18 protein-coding genes and 1 tRNA gene are annotated in these 16,201 nt (G+C 41.1%); 14 read left to right on the forward strand and 5 right to left on the reverse strand.

Annotated elements, in window-relative coordinates; translation table 11 throughout:
- Positions 1–85 precede the first annotated feature (85 nt).
- Entirely contained in the window at positions 86–511 is a 426-nt protein-coding gene (locus tag J2T50_RS02880) for a TraX family protein (protein ID WP_253363488.1), read from the reverse strand.
- Positions 462–737, reverse strand: a complete 276-nt coding sequence (locus J2T50_RS02885) for a TraX family protein (RefSeq protein WP_253363490.1) — start codon at positions 735–737, stop codon at positions 462–464. Before J2T50_RS02885 ends, J2T50_RS02880 begins: the two co-directional genes overlap by 50 nt.
- Before the next feature lie 186 nt (positions 738–923).
- Between J2T50_RS02885 and gloA the strand changes: the two genes are divergently transcribed.
- Together gloA and J2T50_RS02895 are read left to right on the forward strand one after the other, a co-directional pair.
- The gene (gloA, locus tag J2T50_RS02890) at positions 924–1,307 is read left to right on the forward strand and encodes a lactoylglutathione lyase (protein ID WP_253363492.1); all 384 of its coding nucleotides are present in this window, start codon (positions 924–926) and stop codon (positions 1,305–1,307) included.
- A 114-nt stretch (positions 1,308–1,421) separates the two neighbouring features.
- Positions 1,422–2,822 carry a polysaccharide deacetylase family protein gene (locus J2T50_RS02895; RefSeq protein WP_253363494.1) on the forward strand — a complete coding sequence of 467 codons (1,401 nt, stop codon included), beginning with the start codon at positions 1,422–1,424 and terminating at the stop codon, positions 2,820–2,822.
- A 20-nt stretch (positions 2,823–2,842) separates the two neighbouring features.
- On the opposite strand, the gene J2T50_RS02900 is transcribed toward J2T50_RS02895, so the two are convergent.
- On the reverse strand, positions 2,843–3,781 hold the full coding sequence (locus tag J2T50_RS02900; RefSeq protein WP_253363496.1) for a beta-1,6-N-acetylglucosaminyltransferase: 939 nt from the start codon (positions 3,779–3,781) through the stop codon (positions 2,843–2,845).
- Positions 3,782–3,904: 123 nt separating this feature from the next.
- Here J2T50_RS02900 and J2T50_RS02905 point away from each other — a divergent pair, with 123 nt between their 5' ends.
- From J2T50_RS02905 to cvfB, 4 genes are all read left to right on the forward strand, one after another.
- On the forward strand, positions 3,905–5,545 hold the full coding sequence (locus tag J2T50_RS02905) for a putative polysaccharide biosynthesis protein (RefSeq protein WP_253363498.1): 1,641 nt from the start codon (positions 3,905–3,907) through the stop codon (positions 5,543–5,545).
- A 75-nt stretch (positions 5,546–5,620) separates the two neighbouring features.
- Positions 5,621–6,352: a UMP kinase gene (gene pyrH, locus J2T50_RS02910; RefSeq protein ID WP_253364045.1), complete on the forward strand. Its 732-nt coding sequence runs from the start codon at positions 5,621–5,623 to the stop codon at positions 6,350–6,352.
- Between the two features lie 14 nt (positions 6,353–6,366).
- Positions 6,367–6,924, forward strand: coding sequence for a ribosome recycling factor (frr, locus tag J2T50_RS02915; RefSeq protein ID WP_253363507.1), 558 nt, complete (start codon positions 6,367–6,369; stop codon positions 6,922–6,924).
- A 56-nt stretch (positions 6,925–6,980) separates the two neighbouring features.
- Positions 6,981–7,835 (forward strand): RNA-binding virulence regulatory protein CvfB, encoded by an 855-nt coding sequence (cvfB, locus tag J2T50_RS02920; RefSeq protein ID WP_253363509.1) that lies wholly within the window; start codon positions 6,981–6,983, stop codon positions 7,833–7,835.
- Here cvfB and J2T50_RS02925 read toward each other — a convergent pair.
- Positions 7,832–8,251 (reverse strand): EVE domain-containing protein, encoded by a 420-nt coding sequence (locus J2T50_RS02925; RefSeq protein WP_253363511.1) that lies wholly within the window; start codon positions 8,249–8,251, stop codon positions 7,832–7,834. The two genes, cvfB and J2T50_RS02925, sit on opposite strands and share 4 nt — an antisense overlap.
- Positions 8,252–8,324: 73 nt before the next feature.
- Between J2T50_RS02925 and J2T50_RS02930 the strand changes: the two genes are divergently transcribed.
- The 8 genes from J2T50_RS02930 (at position 8,325) to J2T50_RS02965 (ending at position 15,021) form a co-directional block, all read left to right on the forward strand.
- Positions 8,325–9,245: a 2-dehydropantoate 2-reductase gene (locus J2T50_RS02930; protein WP_253363513.1), complete on the forward strand. Its 921-nt coding sequence runs from the start codon at positions 8,325–8,327 to the stop codon at positions 9,243–9,245.
- A 15-nt stretch (positions 9,246–9,260) separates the two neighbouring features.
- A complete protein-coding gene (locus J2T50_RS02935; protein ID WP_253363515.1) occupies positions 9,261–9,476 on the forward strand; it encodes a YozE family protein in 216 nt (71 codons plus the stop codon).
- Position 9,477: 1 nt separating this feature from the next.
- Entirely contained in the window at positions 9,478–9,942 is a 465-nt protein-coding gene (locus tag J2T50_RS02940; RefSeq protein ID WP_253363517.1) for an NUDIX hydrolase, read from the forward strand.
- Positions 9,943–10,011: 69 nt separating this feature from the next.
- On the forward strand, positions 10,012–11,004 hold the full coding sequence (locus tag J2T50_RS02945; protein ID WP_253363520.1) for a PhoH family protein: 993 nt from the start codon (positions 10,012–10,014) through the stop codon (positions 11,002–11,004).
- 150 nt (positions 11,005–11,154) lie between these two features.
- Positions 11,155–12,498, forward strand: coding sequence for an MFS transporter (locus tag J2T50_RS02950; RefSeq protein WP_253363521.1), 1,344 nt, complete (start codon positions 11,155–11,157; stop codon positions 12,496–12,498).
- A 71-nt stretch (positions 12,499–12,569) separates the two neighbouring features.
- Positions 12,570–12,642 (forward strand) — tRNA-Thr (locus tag J2T50_RS02955).
- Between the two features lie 565 nt (positions 12,643–13,207).
- Positions 13,208–13,990 carry a TraX family protein gene (locus J2T50_RS02960; RefSeq protein ID WP_253363523.1) on the forward strand — a complete coding sequence of 261 codons (783 nt, stop codon included), beginning with the start codon at positions 13,208–13,210 and terminating at the stop codon, positions 13,988–13,990.
- Between the two features lie 35 nt (positions 13,991–14,025).
- Complete coding sequence (locus J2T50_RS02965) at positions 14,026–15,021, forward strand: YdcF family protein (protein ID WP_253363525.1); 996 nt, start codon at positions 14,026–14,028, stop codon at positions 15,019–15,021.
- Between the two features lie 179 nt (positions 15,022–15,200).
- On the opposite strand, the gene J2T50_RS02970 is transcribed toward J2T50_RS02965, so the two are convergent.
- Positions 15,201–15,971 carry a trypsin-like serine peptidase gene (locus tag J2T50_RS02970; protein ID WP_253363527.1) on the reverse strand — a complete coding sequence of 257 codons (771 nt, stop codon included), beginning with the start codon at positions 15,969–15,971 and terminating at the stop codon, positions 15,201–15,203.
- Positions 15,972–16,201: the final 230 nt, after the last annotated feature.

Here is a 16,201-nt window from a genome sequence, read left to right on the forward strand (position 1 = left end):
TCCAATTAGGAGGCTGCGCTTTTGTGTCAATTATCCATTAGCTAATCAGTAATGAGAGAAGCCAGATAAGCAAAAAGTGAGCTGGTTAAAAGCTGTAGTTAAACCATTTGGACTGTTTTCCGCGTTGACCATTGTAAAAGAGGAGGGCGAGAAAGGCGAAAATAGAAGACAACTCTTTCAAAAAGATCAGGTAGCCCAATGTTTGACGGAGAAGAGCTGGGAATTTTCCTTTGTGACCAAAGTAGAAAATCAACCCTAACCCGATACCATAAAAGCCGAAGTTTACAGAGAAGACCTCTGACAAGGCGATACCGCTCACAGAAAGCAGAAGGACAATCGGGATAGACCGGTAGCGAAATTTATCAATGGCCCAATCAATGCCCATGAGGATGACAAAGAGCAGGACAAATGTTGTGAAAATATTTTGATGTGCCCACTCCACTTGTCCATAAGTGGCAAGGTCAAAAGGCAACTTGGAAATTAGTGCGGATAGGATCAAAAAGCCCAGCATCTTCAGCCGATTGCGCGTATGGAAGAAACTCTCTACTATCAAAAAAACAAAAAATGGGAAAGGCGATAGTTCCTAGAAAAGCACACACATCGCTGATAAAGGCAAGTAGGGGATGATAGGAGCGATTGAGCAGTAGCAAGAGAAAGCCCTTGTTAAAGTGGTCGAGGAACATCGATACGTAGGCAATGTATTTTAAATGAGCAGCGTTAAGACTGATTTTTTGCATTGTCTGTTTTCCTTTTATCAATAAAATTTTTTAATATGTTATCAAACTGTTTAAATGCTTGTCAATCAATTGGCTTAGAGAGCTCTCGTATCATACAGTTTTTACAGTTAGATTTCCCCTTTGGTGCCTGATGTCGGCGGAATTTATGGTATAATAGGGACAACAAACGCAGTAAAGGAGATACAAATGGCAAGTATTAAAATGCTTCACGCTTGTTTGCGTGTAGAAAATTTAGAGGCATCAATGAAGTTTTATGCGGACTGTTTTGGTTTTGTCGAAACACGCCGCAAGGAATATCCTGAGCACAAGTTTAGTTTGGTTTACATGGCTTTGCCGGGCGATGAATTTGAGATTGAATTGACCTACAACTACGACCACGATCCCTATGTAGTAGGAGATGGATTCTCACACTTGGCTCTTTCTTCAGATGATTTAGAAGGAGATAATGAAAAGCACAAGGCTTTGGGCTACAAGACGACCGACCTTTCTGGCTTGCCAGGCAACCCAGGTCACTACTATTTTGTAACAGACCCAGATGGTTATCGTGTAGAAGTTATTCGCGCAGATTAATAGACAAACGGCAAGAGAATCCCCTTGCCGTTTCTTACAAAATTGTTATGTTCCCCTAGTTGACAGGGGTAAGGGATTCAATTACTATGGAAGGAAAGATTAGAAACGGGTGAAATGATGAAAAAATGGTGGTGGTTGTTGCTTATAAATATCGTGCTAGTTATTGCTGTAGGGTTGGGCTCTGTCTCTGCTTATAAATCTTATATTGAGCGTACATTGGCTCATACGATTGAGCAAAAAAAGGAACAGCTGGCGCCAACTACTGCCTATGACCTGCAAGAAGGCAATAGCGGTAGCAGCAAAGTCATCGCTTATTTTCCAAAAGGAAAAGATGGCAAGCGCATCAGCACTCTGGAGAGTAAGATGTATGCTTCCATTGACAAGCGAGTTGGACGCAAAGCTGCTAAAAAGCGCGTGAGTCAACTCTATCTCTTGTGGACTAAAGAAGAACAAACTAATGTTCCAAAAGTTAGAAAAGAACGATTGCACTCCGTTTCTTATCGGATTAAGGGCAACAAGCTTGAGCAAGAAAAGCAGGAAGAAGAAGGAGCCGTCTTATTGACAGAGGACAATCAGCCCTTCAACTTTACGAATTTATTTAAAGATGCTAGTCATGTCGGCGATGCCTATGCCAAGCAGTTGGAAGATGAATTGACAAAGGCTGGAAAGTCTGATGAAGAGAAAAAAGCCGCTCTTGCAACTTTGAAGCAGATTGACTTGGCTAGTGTTGAATTCAAATATGAAAATAGCCAACTGACGCTTCTTTTACCAACTTCATTAGCAGGTATTAGCCAGCTCAGCTTGCCAGTTTCGCGCTTTTATGACGTTATCAATGTAGACTATCTGGTTGATGCTGATAAGAAAGCTTACGAGGCTTACAAAGCGGAGCAAGAGGCTAAAAAGAACCAAAATCGGATTGCTTTGACTTTCGATGACGGTCCGAATGCGACAACTACTCCGCAAGTACTGGACTTGCTGAAAAAGTATAATGTAAAGGCTACTTTCTTTGTATTAGGAAAAAATGTAGCGGGCAATGAAGCCATTCTGCAACGGATGCATGCAGAAGGTCACGAAATTGCTAACCACAGCTGGAGTCATCCACAGTTGACAGCCCTCTCTGCGGACCAAATCAAGCAAGAAATTGACCAGACACAGGCCGCTATCAAGGCAGTTATTGGCAAGGCGCCCACAGCCTACCGTCCGCCTTATGGTGCGGTCAATCAAGCAGTTCAAGCGGTGACACATTTGCCAGCTATCTACTGGACGGTGGATACTCTGGACTGGAAGAGCAAAAATCCAGCTGCTATTTTAGGGGAAGTAAAAGCTCATACTCAGCCAGGAAGCATCATTTTAATGCATGATATCCACCCAACAACTGTAGCTTCATTGGACAATGTCTTGGCCTATCTGACAAGTTGTGGCTACAGCTTTACGACTGTTGACGACCTTATCGGTCCAAATGTAAATCCGCAATATGTTTACTACAGTCAGTCATCTTCTGGTCCTGCACGATAAAAAAGAGCCCTTGGCTCTTTTTATTTTGTGATAGAAAGAATATAATCCTTGAGCCCTGGGGCCTTTTCAAGATTAAATTTACGGGAGAACAAGTGTCCCAACTCCCGTCCTTTTTCCAACTGTGCAATGTCCTTTTCGCTGTCTGTCCACTCGTAAGGACGACCGTCCCACCAGTTGATATAACGAAGATTGCCTTGAAACTCGTCTGGTACTTCCTCTACAGGATCGTAGTGGTAAATCTTGTCGAGCAGGTTAGCACGTTTTAGCACCATGGCAAAGAAGTATTCGTCTGAGCAGAAGGTGAAGCGGAAATGTTTGCGGATAAAGGCTTCATTTTCAAGTACGGTCAGAAGAACCTCGTGATTGAAGGATTTCCATTCAGAAAATCCATCGAAACCCATTTCAGCGCGTTTTCCATGTAGGCGGTCCACTTTGAGCGCAGTCTGGAGCTTGTTTTCAGCGATTTGATAAACGCGCAAGACCTTGCGGGCAATTGGAGACAGATTGCGTGGATTAATCCGACGCGAGAGATGGTAATGCTCGACTAATTTATGAAGTTTTAACTCCTCGGCTTCTTCTTGATTGTAGCGTGTGATAAAGATCTTGTCTTCTTTATCTTTGAAAAAATCGTGGATAACATCTTGAGATTGGAGAGGCAAGTCAGCACCAGAAATCAAGTGATACATGGCGTACGGTCCCTTTTCTGCAACGGCTTTATAGAGAATCAGCTCGCATTCTACCAATGAGAAATGTCCCCAGTAAACCGCAATCCGAGGCGTGAAGTAGACCTTGGAGTACTTAGCAGCAGAGACCAGCCGCTCCTTGTCAGCCTCTGTCAATGTACTGCGTTTATCAATGTGGATGAAAATATCATTTCTAGGATCATCTACTAATGAAATTTGGAAAGCAAGTTGCTCGTATTTATCATAAGCGATGACAAGATAAGCATGTTTGTTCATAGATTATTCCTTAACATTTACTGGTATAGAAGTCCTTACCATTCTAAACTAAATGTTCCCGTTTTACAAGCTAGGAGGAAAAGTTTATAATAAACAGACAAGTAACCAATGAAAGAGAAAATTATGTCTGAAAATATAGAAGCGAAACAGTCTCATGGGAAAGCGACCATGGTACGAGGAATGGCTTGGTTAACGGCAGGTAGTTTTATCAGTCGTTTGCTGGGTGTGGTCTATATCATCATCTGGTATCGTTGGATGGGGGAGCACAAGGCAGAAGCTAATGCTCTCTTCAATATGGGCTATCAAGTCTATGGAAACTTCTTACTCTTATCAACGGTTGGCTTACCGACGGCAGTAGCCAAGCAGATTGCCAAGTATAACATTCAGGGTCGAGAAGATGTTTCCTATTATTTGGTGAGAGAATTCTTCAAGCTCATGTTGATTTTTGGTGCTATTTGTGCTGGAATTATGTACCTTTCATCCCCTTTACTAGCGCAAATGTCGGGGGCAAAAGAAGAGTTGACACCAGTTATGTATAGCTTGGTGCCCCCCTTGTTTATCTTCCCGACCATGAGTATCATGCGTGGATTTTTCCAAGGACACCACAATATGAAACCCTATGCCATCAGTCAGATTATCGAGCAGATTGTCCGCGTTATCTGGATTTTGGTAGCGACCTTCATCATTATGAAGCTAGGTTCTGGTGATTACCGAGAAGCAGTTGTGCAGTCAACTTTTGCGGCCTTTATCGGAATGATTGCGAGCGTAGGAACCTTAGGTTATACCATGCACAAGCAAGGCTTCATTAAGAAAATTTTTCGACCAAAACCTGCGTCCATTACGATTGACCTGAAAAGCCTGATCATCGAAACGGTTAAGGAAGCCATTCCGCTGATTATCTTAGGATGTGCTTTCCAGATTTTCCAATTGATTGACCAGATGACATTTGTTAACTTTATGGCCTTGATTACCGACCAAAGTAAGAAGAGCTTGCTCGTATTGTACTCTTATATGACGGCCAATCCAAGCAAGATTACCATGTTGATTATCGGGGTGACAGGTTCATTAGGAAGTGTGGCTATTCCGCTGATTACAGAACGATTTGTTCAAGGAGATAAAAAGGGAACGGGGCAACTCATCGAAGACAATCTTCAAATGCTCTTTATTTTCATGATTCCAGCTATCACTGGAACTGTCCTTCTAGCCCGTCCACTCTACAGTATTTTCTACGGTGTCGCTTCTGACATTGAGATTTACCTCTTTATTGCAAATCTGCTCTTGATTTTTGTGCAAGGCTTGTATGCAATTTTTGGTGTTGTCATTCCAGCCATTTTCCAAAATCGGGCAGCCATCCAGTATTTCTTCATCGGTTTCTTGGTTAAATGTGTTCTCCAATTACCAGCACTCTATCTTTTCCATGCTTACGGCTCACTCGTGGCCTCAGCAATAGGTCTAACGGTGACTGTTTATCTTTTTTACAAGCGTATTAAGCAGGTGGTTCCTGTTGACGAACATCATGTGAAGACAGACATCCGCACCATTAGCGCTATTAGTCTTGTGATGGGAATTGTTGTCTGGCTGGTTGAATGGGCTTTGAATGACCTGCTTCCGCTGACAGGTCAATTGACGAGTGCAGTGCATGTGGCTGTCAGTGGGTCGGTCGGAGTAGCAGTCTTTGTTTTACTGACCTTGAAGACACGTCAATTGGATAAATTGATTGGTTCACGTGCGGACAGACTTCGTCGTAAATTGAAAATTTCCTAAAAGAAAACCATAAGGTTTTCTTTTTTTGGAGATTTTGTGGTAAAATAGTCTAGATAAATACAGAGGAGTAAGATGATGAAACCCAAATATGAACGTATTCTAATCAAATTGTCAGGAGAGGCTTTGGCTGGTGAACGTGGTGTCGGAATTGACCTACCAACCGTTCAAGCAATGGCAAAAGAAATTGCGGAAGTCCATAGCTCAGGTGTCCAAATCGCTTTGGTAATCGGTGGCGGAAACCTCTGGCGCGGCGAACCTGCGGCAGCAGCTGGCATGGATCGTGTGCAAGCAGACTACACTGGTATGCTTGGTACAGTGATGAATGCGCTCGTGATGGCAGATAGCCTTCAACAATACGGAGTGGATACGCGTGTGCAAACGGCTATTCCAATGCAGAATGTTGCGGAGCCTTACATTCGTGGACGTGCTCTTCGTCACTTGGAAAAAGGACGTATTGTCGTATTTGGTGCAGGTATCGGTTCACCTTATTTTTCAACAGATACAACAGCAGCTCTTCGTGCAGCTGAAATCGAAGCAGATGCTATTCTCATGGCCAAAAATGGCGTTGATGGTGTCTACAATGCAGACCCTCGTAAGGATGCCAATGCTGTCAAATTCGACGAATTGACACACGTTGAAGTCATCAAACGTGGCTTGAAAATCATGGATGCAACAGCATCTACCTTGTCAATGGATAACGATATCGACCTCGTTGTCTTCAATATGAACGAACCAGGAAATATCAAACGCGTTGTCTTCGGTGAACAAATCGGTACAACCGTTTCAAATAAAACAGAACACAAATAAGAAAAGGAATCTTTATGTCGAAAGAAATCGTAACAAAAGCACAAGAACGTATGGCTCAATCACACCAAAGTTTGGCTCGTGAATTTGGTCAAATCCGTGCAGGTCGTGCCAATGCTAGCTTGCTTGACCGCATCACTGTGGAGTATTATGGAGCAGAAACACCGCTCAATCAATTAGCAGGGATTACAGTTCCTGAAGCGCGTGTCCTCTTGATTACCCCATTTGATAAGTCAATCTTGAAAGAAATCGAACGTGCCTTGAACGCATCAGACCTTGGCTTAACACCACAATCTGACGGTACAGTCATTCGCTTGGTTATCCCAGCTTTGACAGAAGAAACACGTAAGAGCTTGGCAAAAGACGTGAAAAAAGTCGGAGAAAACTCAAAAGTTGCCATCCGCAATATCCGTCGCGATGCTATGGATGATGCCAAAAAGGCTGAAAAAGCAAAAGAAATCACTGAAGATGAGTTGAAAACTCTTGAAAAGGACATCCAAAAAGCAACGGATGACGCCATCAAGACAATTGACGATATGACAGCTGAGAAAGAAAAAGAACTCCTGTCTGTATAAGAAAAGGCCTGAGTCAGTTTAAGCTGGCTCTCTTTTTAACATTAAAGGAAAAATATATGAACCATTTATTAGCAACCTTCATCGTCGGTCTTGTGACGGATGAAAATGACCAATTTTATTTTATTCAAAAAGAAGGCTTCACCTTTGCCTTGGCAAAAGAAGAAGGGCAGCACAAGCTAGGTGAGTCTGTTAAAGGCTTTGCTTACTTGGATATGAAGCAAAAACCACGTTTGACGACCAAAGATGTGACGGCAACCCAAGAAACCTTTGGTTGGGGAACAGTGACGGATGTCCGTAAAGACTTGGGTGTGTTCTTGGATACTGGATTGCCGGACAAGGAAGTCGTTGTGTCTCTCGACATTCTCCCAGAAATAAAGGAATTATGGCCTAAAAAAGGCGACCAACTCTATGTTCGTTACAGCATAGATAAGAAAGATCGTATTTGGGCGCTTCCAGCATTTCAAGAAGAATTCCAAAAGATGGCGGGACCTGCCTATGACAATATGCAAAACCAAAATGTTAAAGCCATCGTTTTCCGTCTGAAAATGAACGGCACCTTTGTCTATCTGCCAGACAACAATATGCTAGGCTTCATTCATCCAAATGAACGCTATGCAGAACCGCGTTTGGGACAGGTGCTAGATGCGCGTGTCATTGGCTACCGTGCCGTAGACCGTACCCTCAATCTCTCTCTCAAACCGCGCTCTTTTGAGATGCTGGAAAATGATGCGCAGATGATTTTGACCTACTTGGAAAGCAATGGCGGCTTTATGACCTTGAACGATAAGTCTTCTCCAGCAGACATCAAGGCAACCTTTGGCTTGTCAAAAGGTCAATTTAAAAAAGCCCTTGGTGGGCTGATGAAGGCTAAGAAAATTAAGCAAGACCAGTTTGGGACAGAGCTCATCTAGCCGTCTCGACCAATCATGTATTTTCCAATATAGTTGAAAAATTCACGGGATACAGGGAAAAGCCCGTAGTGGAGTTGGCTGGCGTATTGTTTCCACTCGGGATGTTGTCGAGCATAGTCGATTGGACATTCGCGTACGATTGGTAGGTAGTCCATATCCTTTCGGAATGGATGAAAGGATTCGTTCATGTTTACTTTGTAGACGGTATCGTCTGTCAGTTGTCCCAGTGCGGTAAAGGCTTGATAGGCTTCTTTGGTTTGCATGGACAGCTTAGGGCTGTAGTAAATCAAGTAATCGCCCTTTTTCATCCTGCTGAGTGACGCCTTTTTCCCATGACCTACTTGGGAAAATCCGTCTTTGACAGCTAGGTCTACGTGTTCTTTTGAAACAACTCCAATCCAATAATTTATAAACATTCCTTTGCTAGATTTTTATAGTATAGGAGTGTTTCATCAAAAATGCAATCAATTGCTAGAAATGAAGGTGTGTATGCTCGTTTATATTGCAGGAAGCGGAGCCATGGGTTGTCGCTTTGGTTACCAATTGTCTAAAACCAACCATCGTGTGATTTTGCTGGATAACTGGGAAGATCATATCGCAGCTATTTCTGAAAATGGTCTTCAGGTGACGGGAGATGTTGAGGACTGTGTCCGTTTGCCGATTATGAAGCCAACTGAGGCGACAGAGATTGCGGATCTGATTATCCTCTTGCCTAAGGCTGACCAACTCCCTAAAATGTTGCAGGATATTCGGGGAATTATCGGTGAAAATACCAAGGTTCTCAGCCTTTTGAACGGACTGGGACATGCCACCACCATGCGTCGTTATCTGGCGCAGGAAAATATCATGGTCGGTGTGACCATTTGGTTAGCTGGTTTGAAAGGACCAGGACAGGCCTTTTTACAAGGAACCGGCAGCCTTTCTGTCCAAAATATGGTGGGAGATGGGGATGCTGTTGCACCGCTTATTGAGATGTTTAACGAAGCGGGGCTGAATGCCTCTTATGACGACAATGTTATTGAAGCCATCTGGCGCAAGGCCTGCGTCAATGGTGTGATGAATCCAACCTGTGCAGTTTTGGATTGTACCATTGGAGAGTTGTTTGGGACAGAAGCAGGTCTCAATCTGGTCCAGCATATCTTTGATGAATTTATAGCCGTTGCCCAGTCTGAGGCAGAAGGGATTGACAAGCAAGCGATCTGGGCTTATATCATGGAGACTTCGAAAAAAGCTTCTAGCCACTATCCGTCTATGCACCAAGATTTGATTCAGCACAAGCGGCGCACGGAGATTGATTACCTGAATGGGGCTGTGGTCTTCAAAGGAAAACGGGCAGGCATTCCGACGCCTTATTGCCAAATGATAACCGATATGATTCACGCCAAAGAGGCCATGCTCGGTCTGCGTTAGATTAGAAAGGACACTATGCGCAAATCATTTTATAGCTGGCTCATGACCCAGCGTAATCCCAAGTCCAATGAGCCTCTGGCCATCTTGGCAGACCATGCTTTTGAGGATACCACCTTCCCCAAGCATACAGACGACTTCGATACAGTCAGCCGCTATCTGGAAGACCAAGCCAGTTTTGTCTTTAACTTAGGCCATTTTGACCAGATTTGGGAAGAGTATTTGGGGCATTGAGATGGATATTTCATTTAAAACGGAATCTGTACGTTTCAATCTTCGTGTAGCAGCAGTGATTCACCAACAAGAAAGGTTGCTGGTGATTCGGGAAGAGAATGCTCCCTATGCCTACTTGCCAGGAGGTCGTGTGCACATGGGTGAGGATGCAGAAGCCGCTATTTTACGAGAAATAAAGGAAGAAATGGGGGAACAAGCCAAGATTGTTCGACCTCTTTGGTTGTCCCAAAATTTCTTTCGAGAAGAAGTCAGCGAGGAAGATTTCCATGAATTGTGCTTGTATTTCCTTGTAGATGTACCTAATATCCGAAAATCTGACTTTACTGTTGTGGAAAAGGGACGCGAGAACCACTTTTTCTGGCTGGATTTTGACCAATTACAAGAGGACAGAGTCTATCCACAATTTATAAAAAAAGAAATAAAGCAATTACCAAGGGAATTGACCCTGAGAATAGCTCGAGACTGATAAGAAATCCCCCCCCTTGGGGATTTTCTGCTATAATGAAGCTAGAAATAAAAAAGGAAGAAATGAATAGTGCAAGATTTTTCGGTTGAGATTGCCTTGAGTCATCCAGATGATGTGCTGGCTCTGTTTGGGAGTAATGAGCGTCATCTGCGTTTAGTAGAGGAAAATTTAGGAGTTGTCATCCATGCGCGGACAGAACGGGTGCAGATTTTAGGGGATGATGAGGAGGCAGTCGAGCTGGCTCGCATCACGCTACAAGCTCTTTTGGTTCTTGTTAGTCGTGGGATGTTGGTCAATACTTCAGATGATGTGACAGCTCTCTCCATGGCTCAGGCGGGGACTATTGATAAGTTTGTAGCCCTCTATGAAGAAGAAATCATCAAGGACAACTATGGTAAGCCCATTCGGGTCAAGACCTTGGGTCAAAAGGTCTATGTCGATAGCGTCAAAAAGCACGACGTGGTCTTTGGGATTGGTCCTGCGGGAACGGGGAAAACATTTTTAGCTGTGACCTTGGCAGTGACGGCTTTAAAACGAGGACAGGTCAAGCGCATTGTCCTGACGCGACCAGCTGTTGAGGCAGGTGAGAGTTTGGGCTTCCTACCGGGGGATTTGAAAGAAAAAGTGGATCCTTACTTGCGTCCGGTTTATGATGCCCTGTATCAGATTTTGGGCAAGGAGCAGATGACGCGGCTCATGGAGCGTGAAATCATTGAGATTGCGCCCCTGGCTTACATGCGTGGGCGTACCTTGGACGATGCCTTTGTCATTCTGGATGAAGCGCAAAATACGACTATCATGCAGATGAAAATGTTTTTGACGCGGCTTGGTTTCAATTCGAAAATGATTGTCAACGGGGATACGAGTCAGATTGACCTACCACGCAATGTAAAATCAGGTTTGATTGATGCTCAGGAAAAATTACAAGCCATTCAGCAGATTGATTTTGTGCATTTTTCAGCTAAGGATGTGGTCCGGCACCCAGTGGTGGCTGAGATTATCAATGCTTATGAGCAGCCAGTTAGCGTAGCTGACCCCGAAGCTGTGACAGCAGAGAAATAAATCTTGTCATTAGGGATGGGATTTGATATAATAGATTTCGTTCGGTTAATACGAACTACAATTTGTATTTTAATTCATAGAATTAAATGGGCCTAGGATAAATTTCTAGGTTCTTTATTATGTTTTTACATTGATATTTAAGGAGGGAGTATGACAGCTAAAAAATGGCATGTTGTACCAGCGATGATTGCAACAGCAATTTTGAGTTTTTGTGGTATTTTATTTGAAACGTCAATGAATGTGACCTTTCCAACTCTCATGAAAGAGTTTGGAGTGGGAGCGACTGTCATTCAATGGGCGACAACGGGCAATCTGCTCGCCGTAGCGGCTACGGTGCCTCTATCGGCTTATCTGATTCGAAATTTTTCTGAGCGTCAGATTTTTATTATGGCGAATTCCCTTTTTCTCATGGGAGTAGTGGTAGATAGTTTTGCCTTTAACTTGTCCTTACTCTTGATTGGGCGCGTGTTGCAGGGGATTGGCACGGGGCTGGCTCTGCCCTTGATGTACCATATCATTTTGCACTATGTGCCTGTAGAGAGACGGGGCTTTATGATGGGGATTGCGGCCATGACAACCTTGCTGGCGCCAGCTATTGGTCCGACCTATGGTGGCTTTGTTTTGGCGCATTTTGGCTGGCAAATGATTTTCGTGCTCTTGTTCCCAGTTTTGATTGGGTCCAGCATTGTCGGCTTATTGTCTATTCCAAGTGCAAAAGTGGAGATTACGGAGAAACTCAATCTTCCAGCTTTCATTTCCTTGGGGATTGGGCTTGTCTTCCTGCTTTTATCCATTGAAAAATTATCTCTGATTTTCCTAGCGGCGGCTCTTTTAGGGCTTGTCATTTTCTATTATTTCAATCGGAAAAATCGTCTGCTTAACTTGGGTGTGTTTGGCAATCATGTATTTGTGGTCTTATTGTACGGCGTGTTTGCCTATCAGATTGTTCCCTTGGCCTTGTCATTCGTACTTCCCAACCATTTGCAACTGGTTTTGGGACAAAATTCGACGCAGGCAGGCATGTTCATGTTTCCTGGGGCGATTATCGTTGTTGCTATGTCACCAGTTTCAGGCTATTTATTTGATAAAGTCGGTTCGTTTAAGCCAATCCTGGCAGGCTTGGTGACAGTACTCGTCGGTTTATCAGCCATGTTCCTCTTTATAATGGGCAATTCTGTTTGGCTGTTATTGCTAGCGGATATTATTGTTAAGTTGGGAATGGGGATCGGAGCCAGCAACATGGTGACTTCTGCTTTGACCAAACTTTCGAAAGAAGAATCTGCGGATGGAAATAGCGTGCTCAACACCTTCCAACAATTCGCAGGAGCCTTCGCAACGGCAGTGGCTTCACAGTTGTTTAGCCTAGGAGAAGCAACGGGCCTATCAAATGGTGCCAGTCTCGGTGGCCGAAATGCAGTGGTCTTTGTCATGATTACCGTGATACTGGCTATGCTGGGGCTGATCTTTTTGAGACAGAAGAAAGAATTACGCTAGAAATAAGTCTGGTTTTCCAGTCTTATTTTTTTATTGACAAAAATAGAGTACTTAAGATATAATAGAAAAGCGCTGGTTTAGCTCAGTCGGTAGAGCGCATCCATGGTAAGGATGAGGTCGCCGGTTCAATCCCGGCAACTAGCATATTTAAGCAATTGGCGCATAAAATACTTTGGTAATTTTAAACTTCTTGACCAAGTTTGTCTTGTCTACCAAATATTGTGAATAATACTTTTTATTGTGTGTTTTAATATGAAGACAACATGCAGTTGGGCGCTACACCTCAATAGTGGGACATGAGAAAAACACTGTTATGAAACCAATTTCCTGAATTGAACGGGAGATTGGTTTTTAAAATGTCATTCAATCCTAGTTTCATTATAAAATGTGATGTAGTTCTTGATAATATTTGTTATACTACCGTTGTTGGTGACATGTTCACTTATGTTTCACGTTATGGGGGCAGTGCAGTTGGGATGAAGTTTTGTTATAAATGTAATAAGATAATATACCAAAAATCTATGTTTCTTTAGGAACAAGTGTACCTAAAAAGCATTTGTTATGTTTTAAAATATCTGAACAGATTAGGGAATGCCTTTTGAATTGAAGGAAAGAGTAGTATAGAATTGCGCATAGACTAAGTCATGAGGTTTTCATTTTATTTTATTTATGCTATATTAGATAAGACTAATTTTTTAGGAGAGTTGTAGTGAAACAATTACGATTAACAGGTTTACAATTAAAAATAATTGCTCTAGTCGGTATGATTATTGATCATATAAACACCTATTTTGGTTATCAGTTAGGTTTTCCAGACTGGATAGGTTGGGTTGGTAGATTTGTAGCGCCTGTATTTCTATATTTATTAATGGAAGGATTTATTTACACCTCTAATCGGTCAAAGTATTTTCGACGTTTATATACTGGTGCGTTCGTGATGTTTTTGATAAATTTTGCAAAAAATATTGTAACCAAACATTATTATCATCCAGTAACAAAGGAATTTGATGGTTTTATGCTGATAGAGGGAAATAATATTTTTCTAACATTGATGTGTTTTTTCATTATTTTTTGCCTCGTTGAACGTTTTCAAAAAAATGAACGCAATAAGTGGAAATATCTTGTTTTGCTTTTTCCAATGGTAATGGTCACTTGTTTTACAGAAGGAGGATTATACCTATTGCCTTTAGGACTTGTATTGGCATATTTTGGTAGTTCTAAAAACGCCACAATTTGGACATTGGCTACGACTTCCTTATTATTGGCTATAAAAGCAGTTATTAATTATTATTCTTTTGGAGTTACTTATTCAAATCTATACCATTATTTAGCATTTGATAATCAATTTATGCAGTGGTTAGCTGTTCCGCTTATTCTGGCTTATAATGGCGAGCGAGGAGGCAAAGGGAAACGCTGGGAAAAAGATTTATTCTATGTTATGTATCCAATGCATCTTATAGTTATTTATGTTATTAAAATCATTATTCAATAATTATTGAATAAATTCAGAAAAAGGAGAATATTGTTATGATACTACATCTTTTTTGGGGTGTTCCTTTTCTTATATTTTTACTTCTTTTTATCGTTGATTCTCGTCATTTATTGAACGCTTATCTCTTTTTGATTTCCTTTATTTTATTTGTGATTGTTCTTGCTGGTTATTTTGTTATTCAAGTGGAACGTTGGGATCAGCAATTAGCAATTGCGATTCTTATTTGGGGATTATTGTTGATTCCGTTAAGTATAGTTTTTTCTACTGTTTATCTATTTTTCAATGGAAAACAGATGTTAACATTTGAGGGACGACGATTTGCTAATCTTCTTTCTCTTTTTTATGGTGTTGTGATTGTTTTGGTAATTTTATTGCATTTTTTACCAAGTTATTTTATTACAATGAAGCTCATAAATTTGGTAGATGCTCTATTGTTTTATGGAAGTTTCCTTTACCTATCCTATATGATTTATGGTCTTGTCTATAATCTTTTTCCGATTACTTATCAACCAGATTACATTGTGGTACTGGGATCAGGTTTAATTGGAGATAAAATTCCGCCACTTTTGGAGCAGCGCCTAGAAAAGGGGATCTTTTACTATGAAAAATTTGATAAAAGACCCAATATTATTGTTTCAGGAGGCCAAGGCAGTGATGAGACTATTTCTGAAGCTCAAGCGATGGCTCAATATCTCTTAGCCAAGGGAATAAAACAGGAAAAACTTCTTGTTGAAAATAAATCCACAACAATGCTTGAGAATTTGACTTTTTCCAGAAGATTGGTTGTTGAAAAAATAAAGGGCACCCCTCGATTTTTAGTTGTAACCAATAGCTTTCATTCTTTACGAGCAGGAATTTATATGAGAAAACTAGGACTAAAGGGTCGTAGTGTTGGTTCAAAAACAGCGTTTTACTACTTACCTAGCGCATGGCTACGAGAAACTATTGGGCTTGTTGTGATATATTGGAAATGGCATGTAGTAATTGTCGGCTTTTATTTAGCTTCATGGTTCATTTCATTTTTTGTTTAGATAAGGAGAAAAGGCTTTCCTAGTTAATGTTAGTAGAGATAAAAAATTAAGTATGTGTATAGGAAAGGTAACAGGAACTTATCGAAAATAATTTCGCTTAAATAAAGAGCATACCTGTAGACATCAAGATATGCTCTAAAATAGGGGTTAAGCAAGTATATTTTGATTGTTAATAGAGATTAATAAAATTCTACATTAAGAATACCATTTGGATCAAATAAATTTATTTTTGTTTGTTCTGTAAATGGTGTAATAAGGAGTTTATTATTTTCTATAGCAGATGCAATACCAATAATTTGACCATCTACGATAATAGAAGACCCTGATTGTCCTTTGACTCCACTAATATTTGTTTCCAGCAAGCCGTCAGGGCGAATTTTAGTAATTTTTCCTGTTTCATATACCCATCGACCAGGAAGATTGATTGTATTTGAAACAATGGTAAATTTTTTACCTCTTAACTGTCGAAGGTTACGGTAAACTCGTAATCGTACTTGACTGGTATTTATGTTTGAGGTTTCAGATGATGGATCGGTAATTTTTACCAAAGCTATATCATTTACTCTATTCCAAGCGCCTGAATAAAATGGATAGATAATAAAGGGATTTTCACTGTTTGGAGAACGATAAATATCGGAGCTGTTTGTATAAGTAGCAGGTAGATTGGCGCGAAGAGCACTTGCAGAAGTTGTTTCCTCAGATATATTTCCTGTCTGCTCATCGGCAATTCCATGTGCTACAGTTAATAGTATATTGGGGGCAATTAATGTTGCTGAACTTTTTTTGTAATTATTTTCGCCAACTGTAACCTGTAAGATATAGGATAAATTATATGGCGATTGATTTGCTAGAGAAGTTCCTTCAATGGGTTTTGTAGCAGCTGCTGCATTTTCAAAGAAAGAGACCATTAAGCCTAGTACAAACAAGATACGAAATATTTTTCTTTTCATAGATATTTCCTCCAGAAATGTAATAGAGTACAGTTAATAACTTGCTTAGACCCAATTTTATTATATAATTTTTTATGAAAATACACAAATTAAGATGAAGTGATGTATGACCCAATCTATCCTTTTACTTTGACTAAAAAGGACACTGTTTTTCTTGAGGAATTTTTAGAAGATTATGGAGAAAAGTTGTTAAAACATTATCTAAAGTGGGAATAGTTTATACTTTACCT

Source organism: Streptococcus gallinaceus (assembly GCF_024170225.1).
GTDB classification, from domain to species: domain Bacteria; phylum Bacillota; class Bacilli; order Lactobacillales; family Streptococcaceae; genus Streptococcus; species Streptococcus gallinaceus.

What these genes read in the sequence shown, in the direction of transcription:
- J2T50_RS02880 (WP_253363488.1), bottom strand. Translation starts at nt 511, where the DNA reads ATGCTGGGCTTTTTGATCCTATCCGCACTAATTTCCAAGTTGCCTTTT.
- J2T50_RS02885 (WP_253363490.1), bottom strand. Translation starts at nt 737, where the DNA reads ATGCAAAAAATCAGTCTTAACGCTGCTCATTTAAAATACATTGCCTAC.
- gloA (WP_253363492.1), top strand. Translation starts at nt 924, where the DNA reads ATGGCAAGTATTAAAATGCTTCACGCTTGTTTGCGTGTAGAAAATTTA.
- J2T50_RS02895 (WP_253363494.1), top strand. Translation starts at nt 1,422, where the DNA reads ATGATGAAAAAATGGTGGTGGTTGTTGCTTATAAATATCGTGCTAGTT.
- J2T50_RS02900 (WP_253363496.1), bottom strand. Translation starts at nt 3,781, where the DNA reads ATGAACAAACATGCTTATCTTGTCATCGCTTATGATAAATACGAGCAA.
- J2T50_RS02905 (WP_253363498.1), top strand. Translation starts at nt 3,905, where the DNA reads ATGTCTGAAAATATAGAAGCGAAACAGTCTCATGGGAAAGCGACCATG.
- pyrH (WP_253364045.1), top strand. Translation starts at nt 5,621, where the DNA reads ATGAAACCCAAATATGAACGTATTCTAATCAAATTGTCAGGAGAGGCT.
- frr (WP_253363507.1), top strand. Translation starts at nt 6,367, where the DNA reads ATGTCGAAAGAAATCGTAACAAAAGCACAAGAACGTATGGCTCAATCA.
- cvfB (WP_253363509.1), top strand. Translation starts at nt 6,981, where the DNA reads ATGAACCATTTATTAGCAACCTTCATCGTCGGTCTTGTGACGGATGAA.
- J2T50_RS02925 (WP_253363511.1), bottom strand. Translation starts at nt 8,251, where the DNA reads ATGTTTATAAATTATTGGATTGGAGTTGTTTCAAAAGAACACGTAGAC.
- J2T50_RS02930 (WP_253363513.1), top strand. Translation starts at nt 8,325, where the DNA reads ATGCTCGTTTATATTGCAGGAAGCGGAGCCATGGGTTGTCGCTTTGGT.
- J2T50_RS02935 (WP_253363515.1), top strand. Translation starts at nt 9,261, where the DNA reads ATGCGCAAATCATTTTATAGCTGGCTCATGACCCAGCGTAATCCCAAG.
- J2T50_RS02940 (WP_253363517.1), top strand. Translation starts at nt 9,478, where the DNA reads ATGGATATTTCATTTAAAACGGAATCTGTACGTTTCAATCTTCGTGTA.
- J2T50_RS02950 (WP_253363521.1), top strand. Translation starts at nt 11,155, where the DNA reads ATGACAGCTAAAAAATGGCATGTTGTACCAGCGATGATTGCAACAGCA.
- J2T50_RS02965 (WP_253363525.1), top strand. Translation starts at nt 14,026, where the DNA reads ATGATACTACATCTTTTTTGGGGTGTTCCTTTTCTTATATTTTTACTT.
- J2T50_RS02970 (WP_253363527.1), bottom strand. Translation starts at nt 15,971, where the DNA reads ATGAAAAGAAAAATATTTCGTATCTTGTTTGTACTAGGCTTAATGGTC.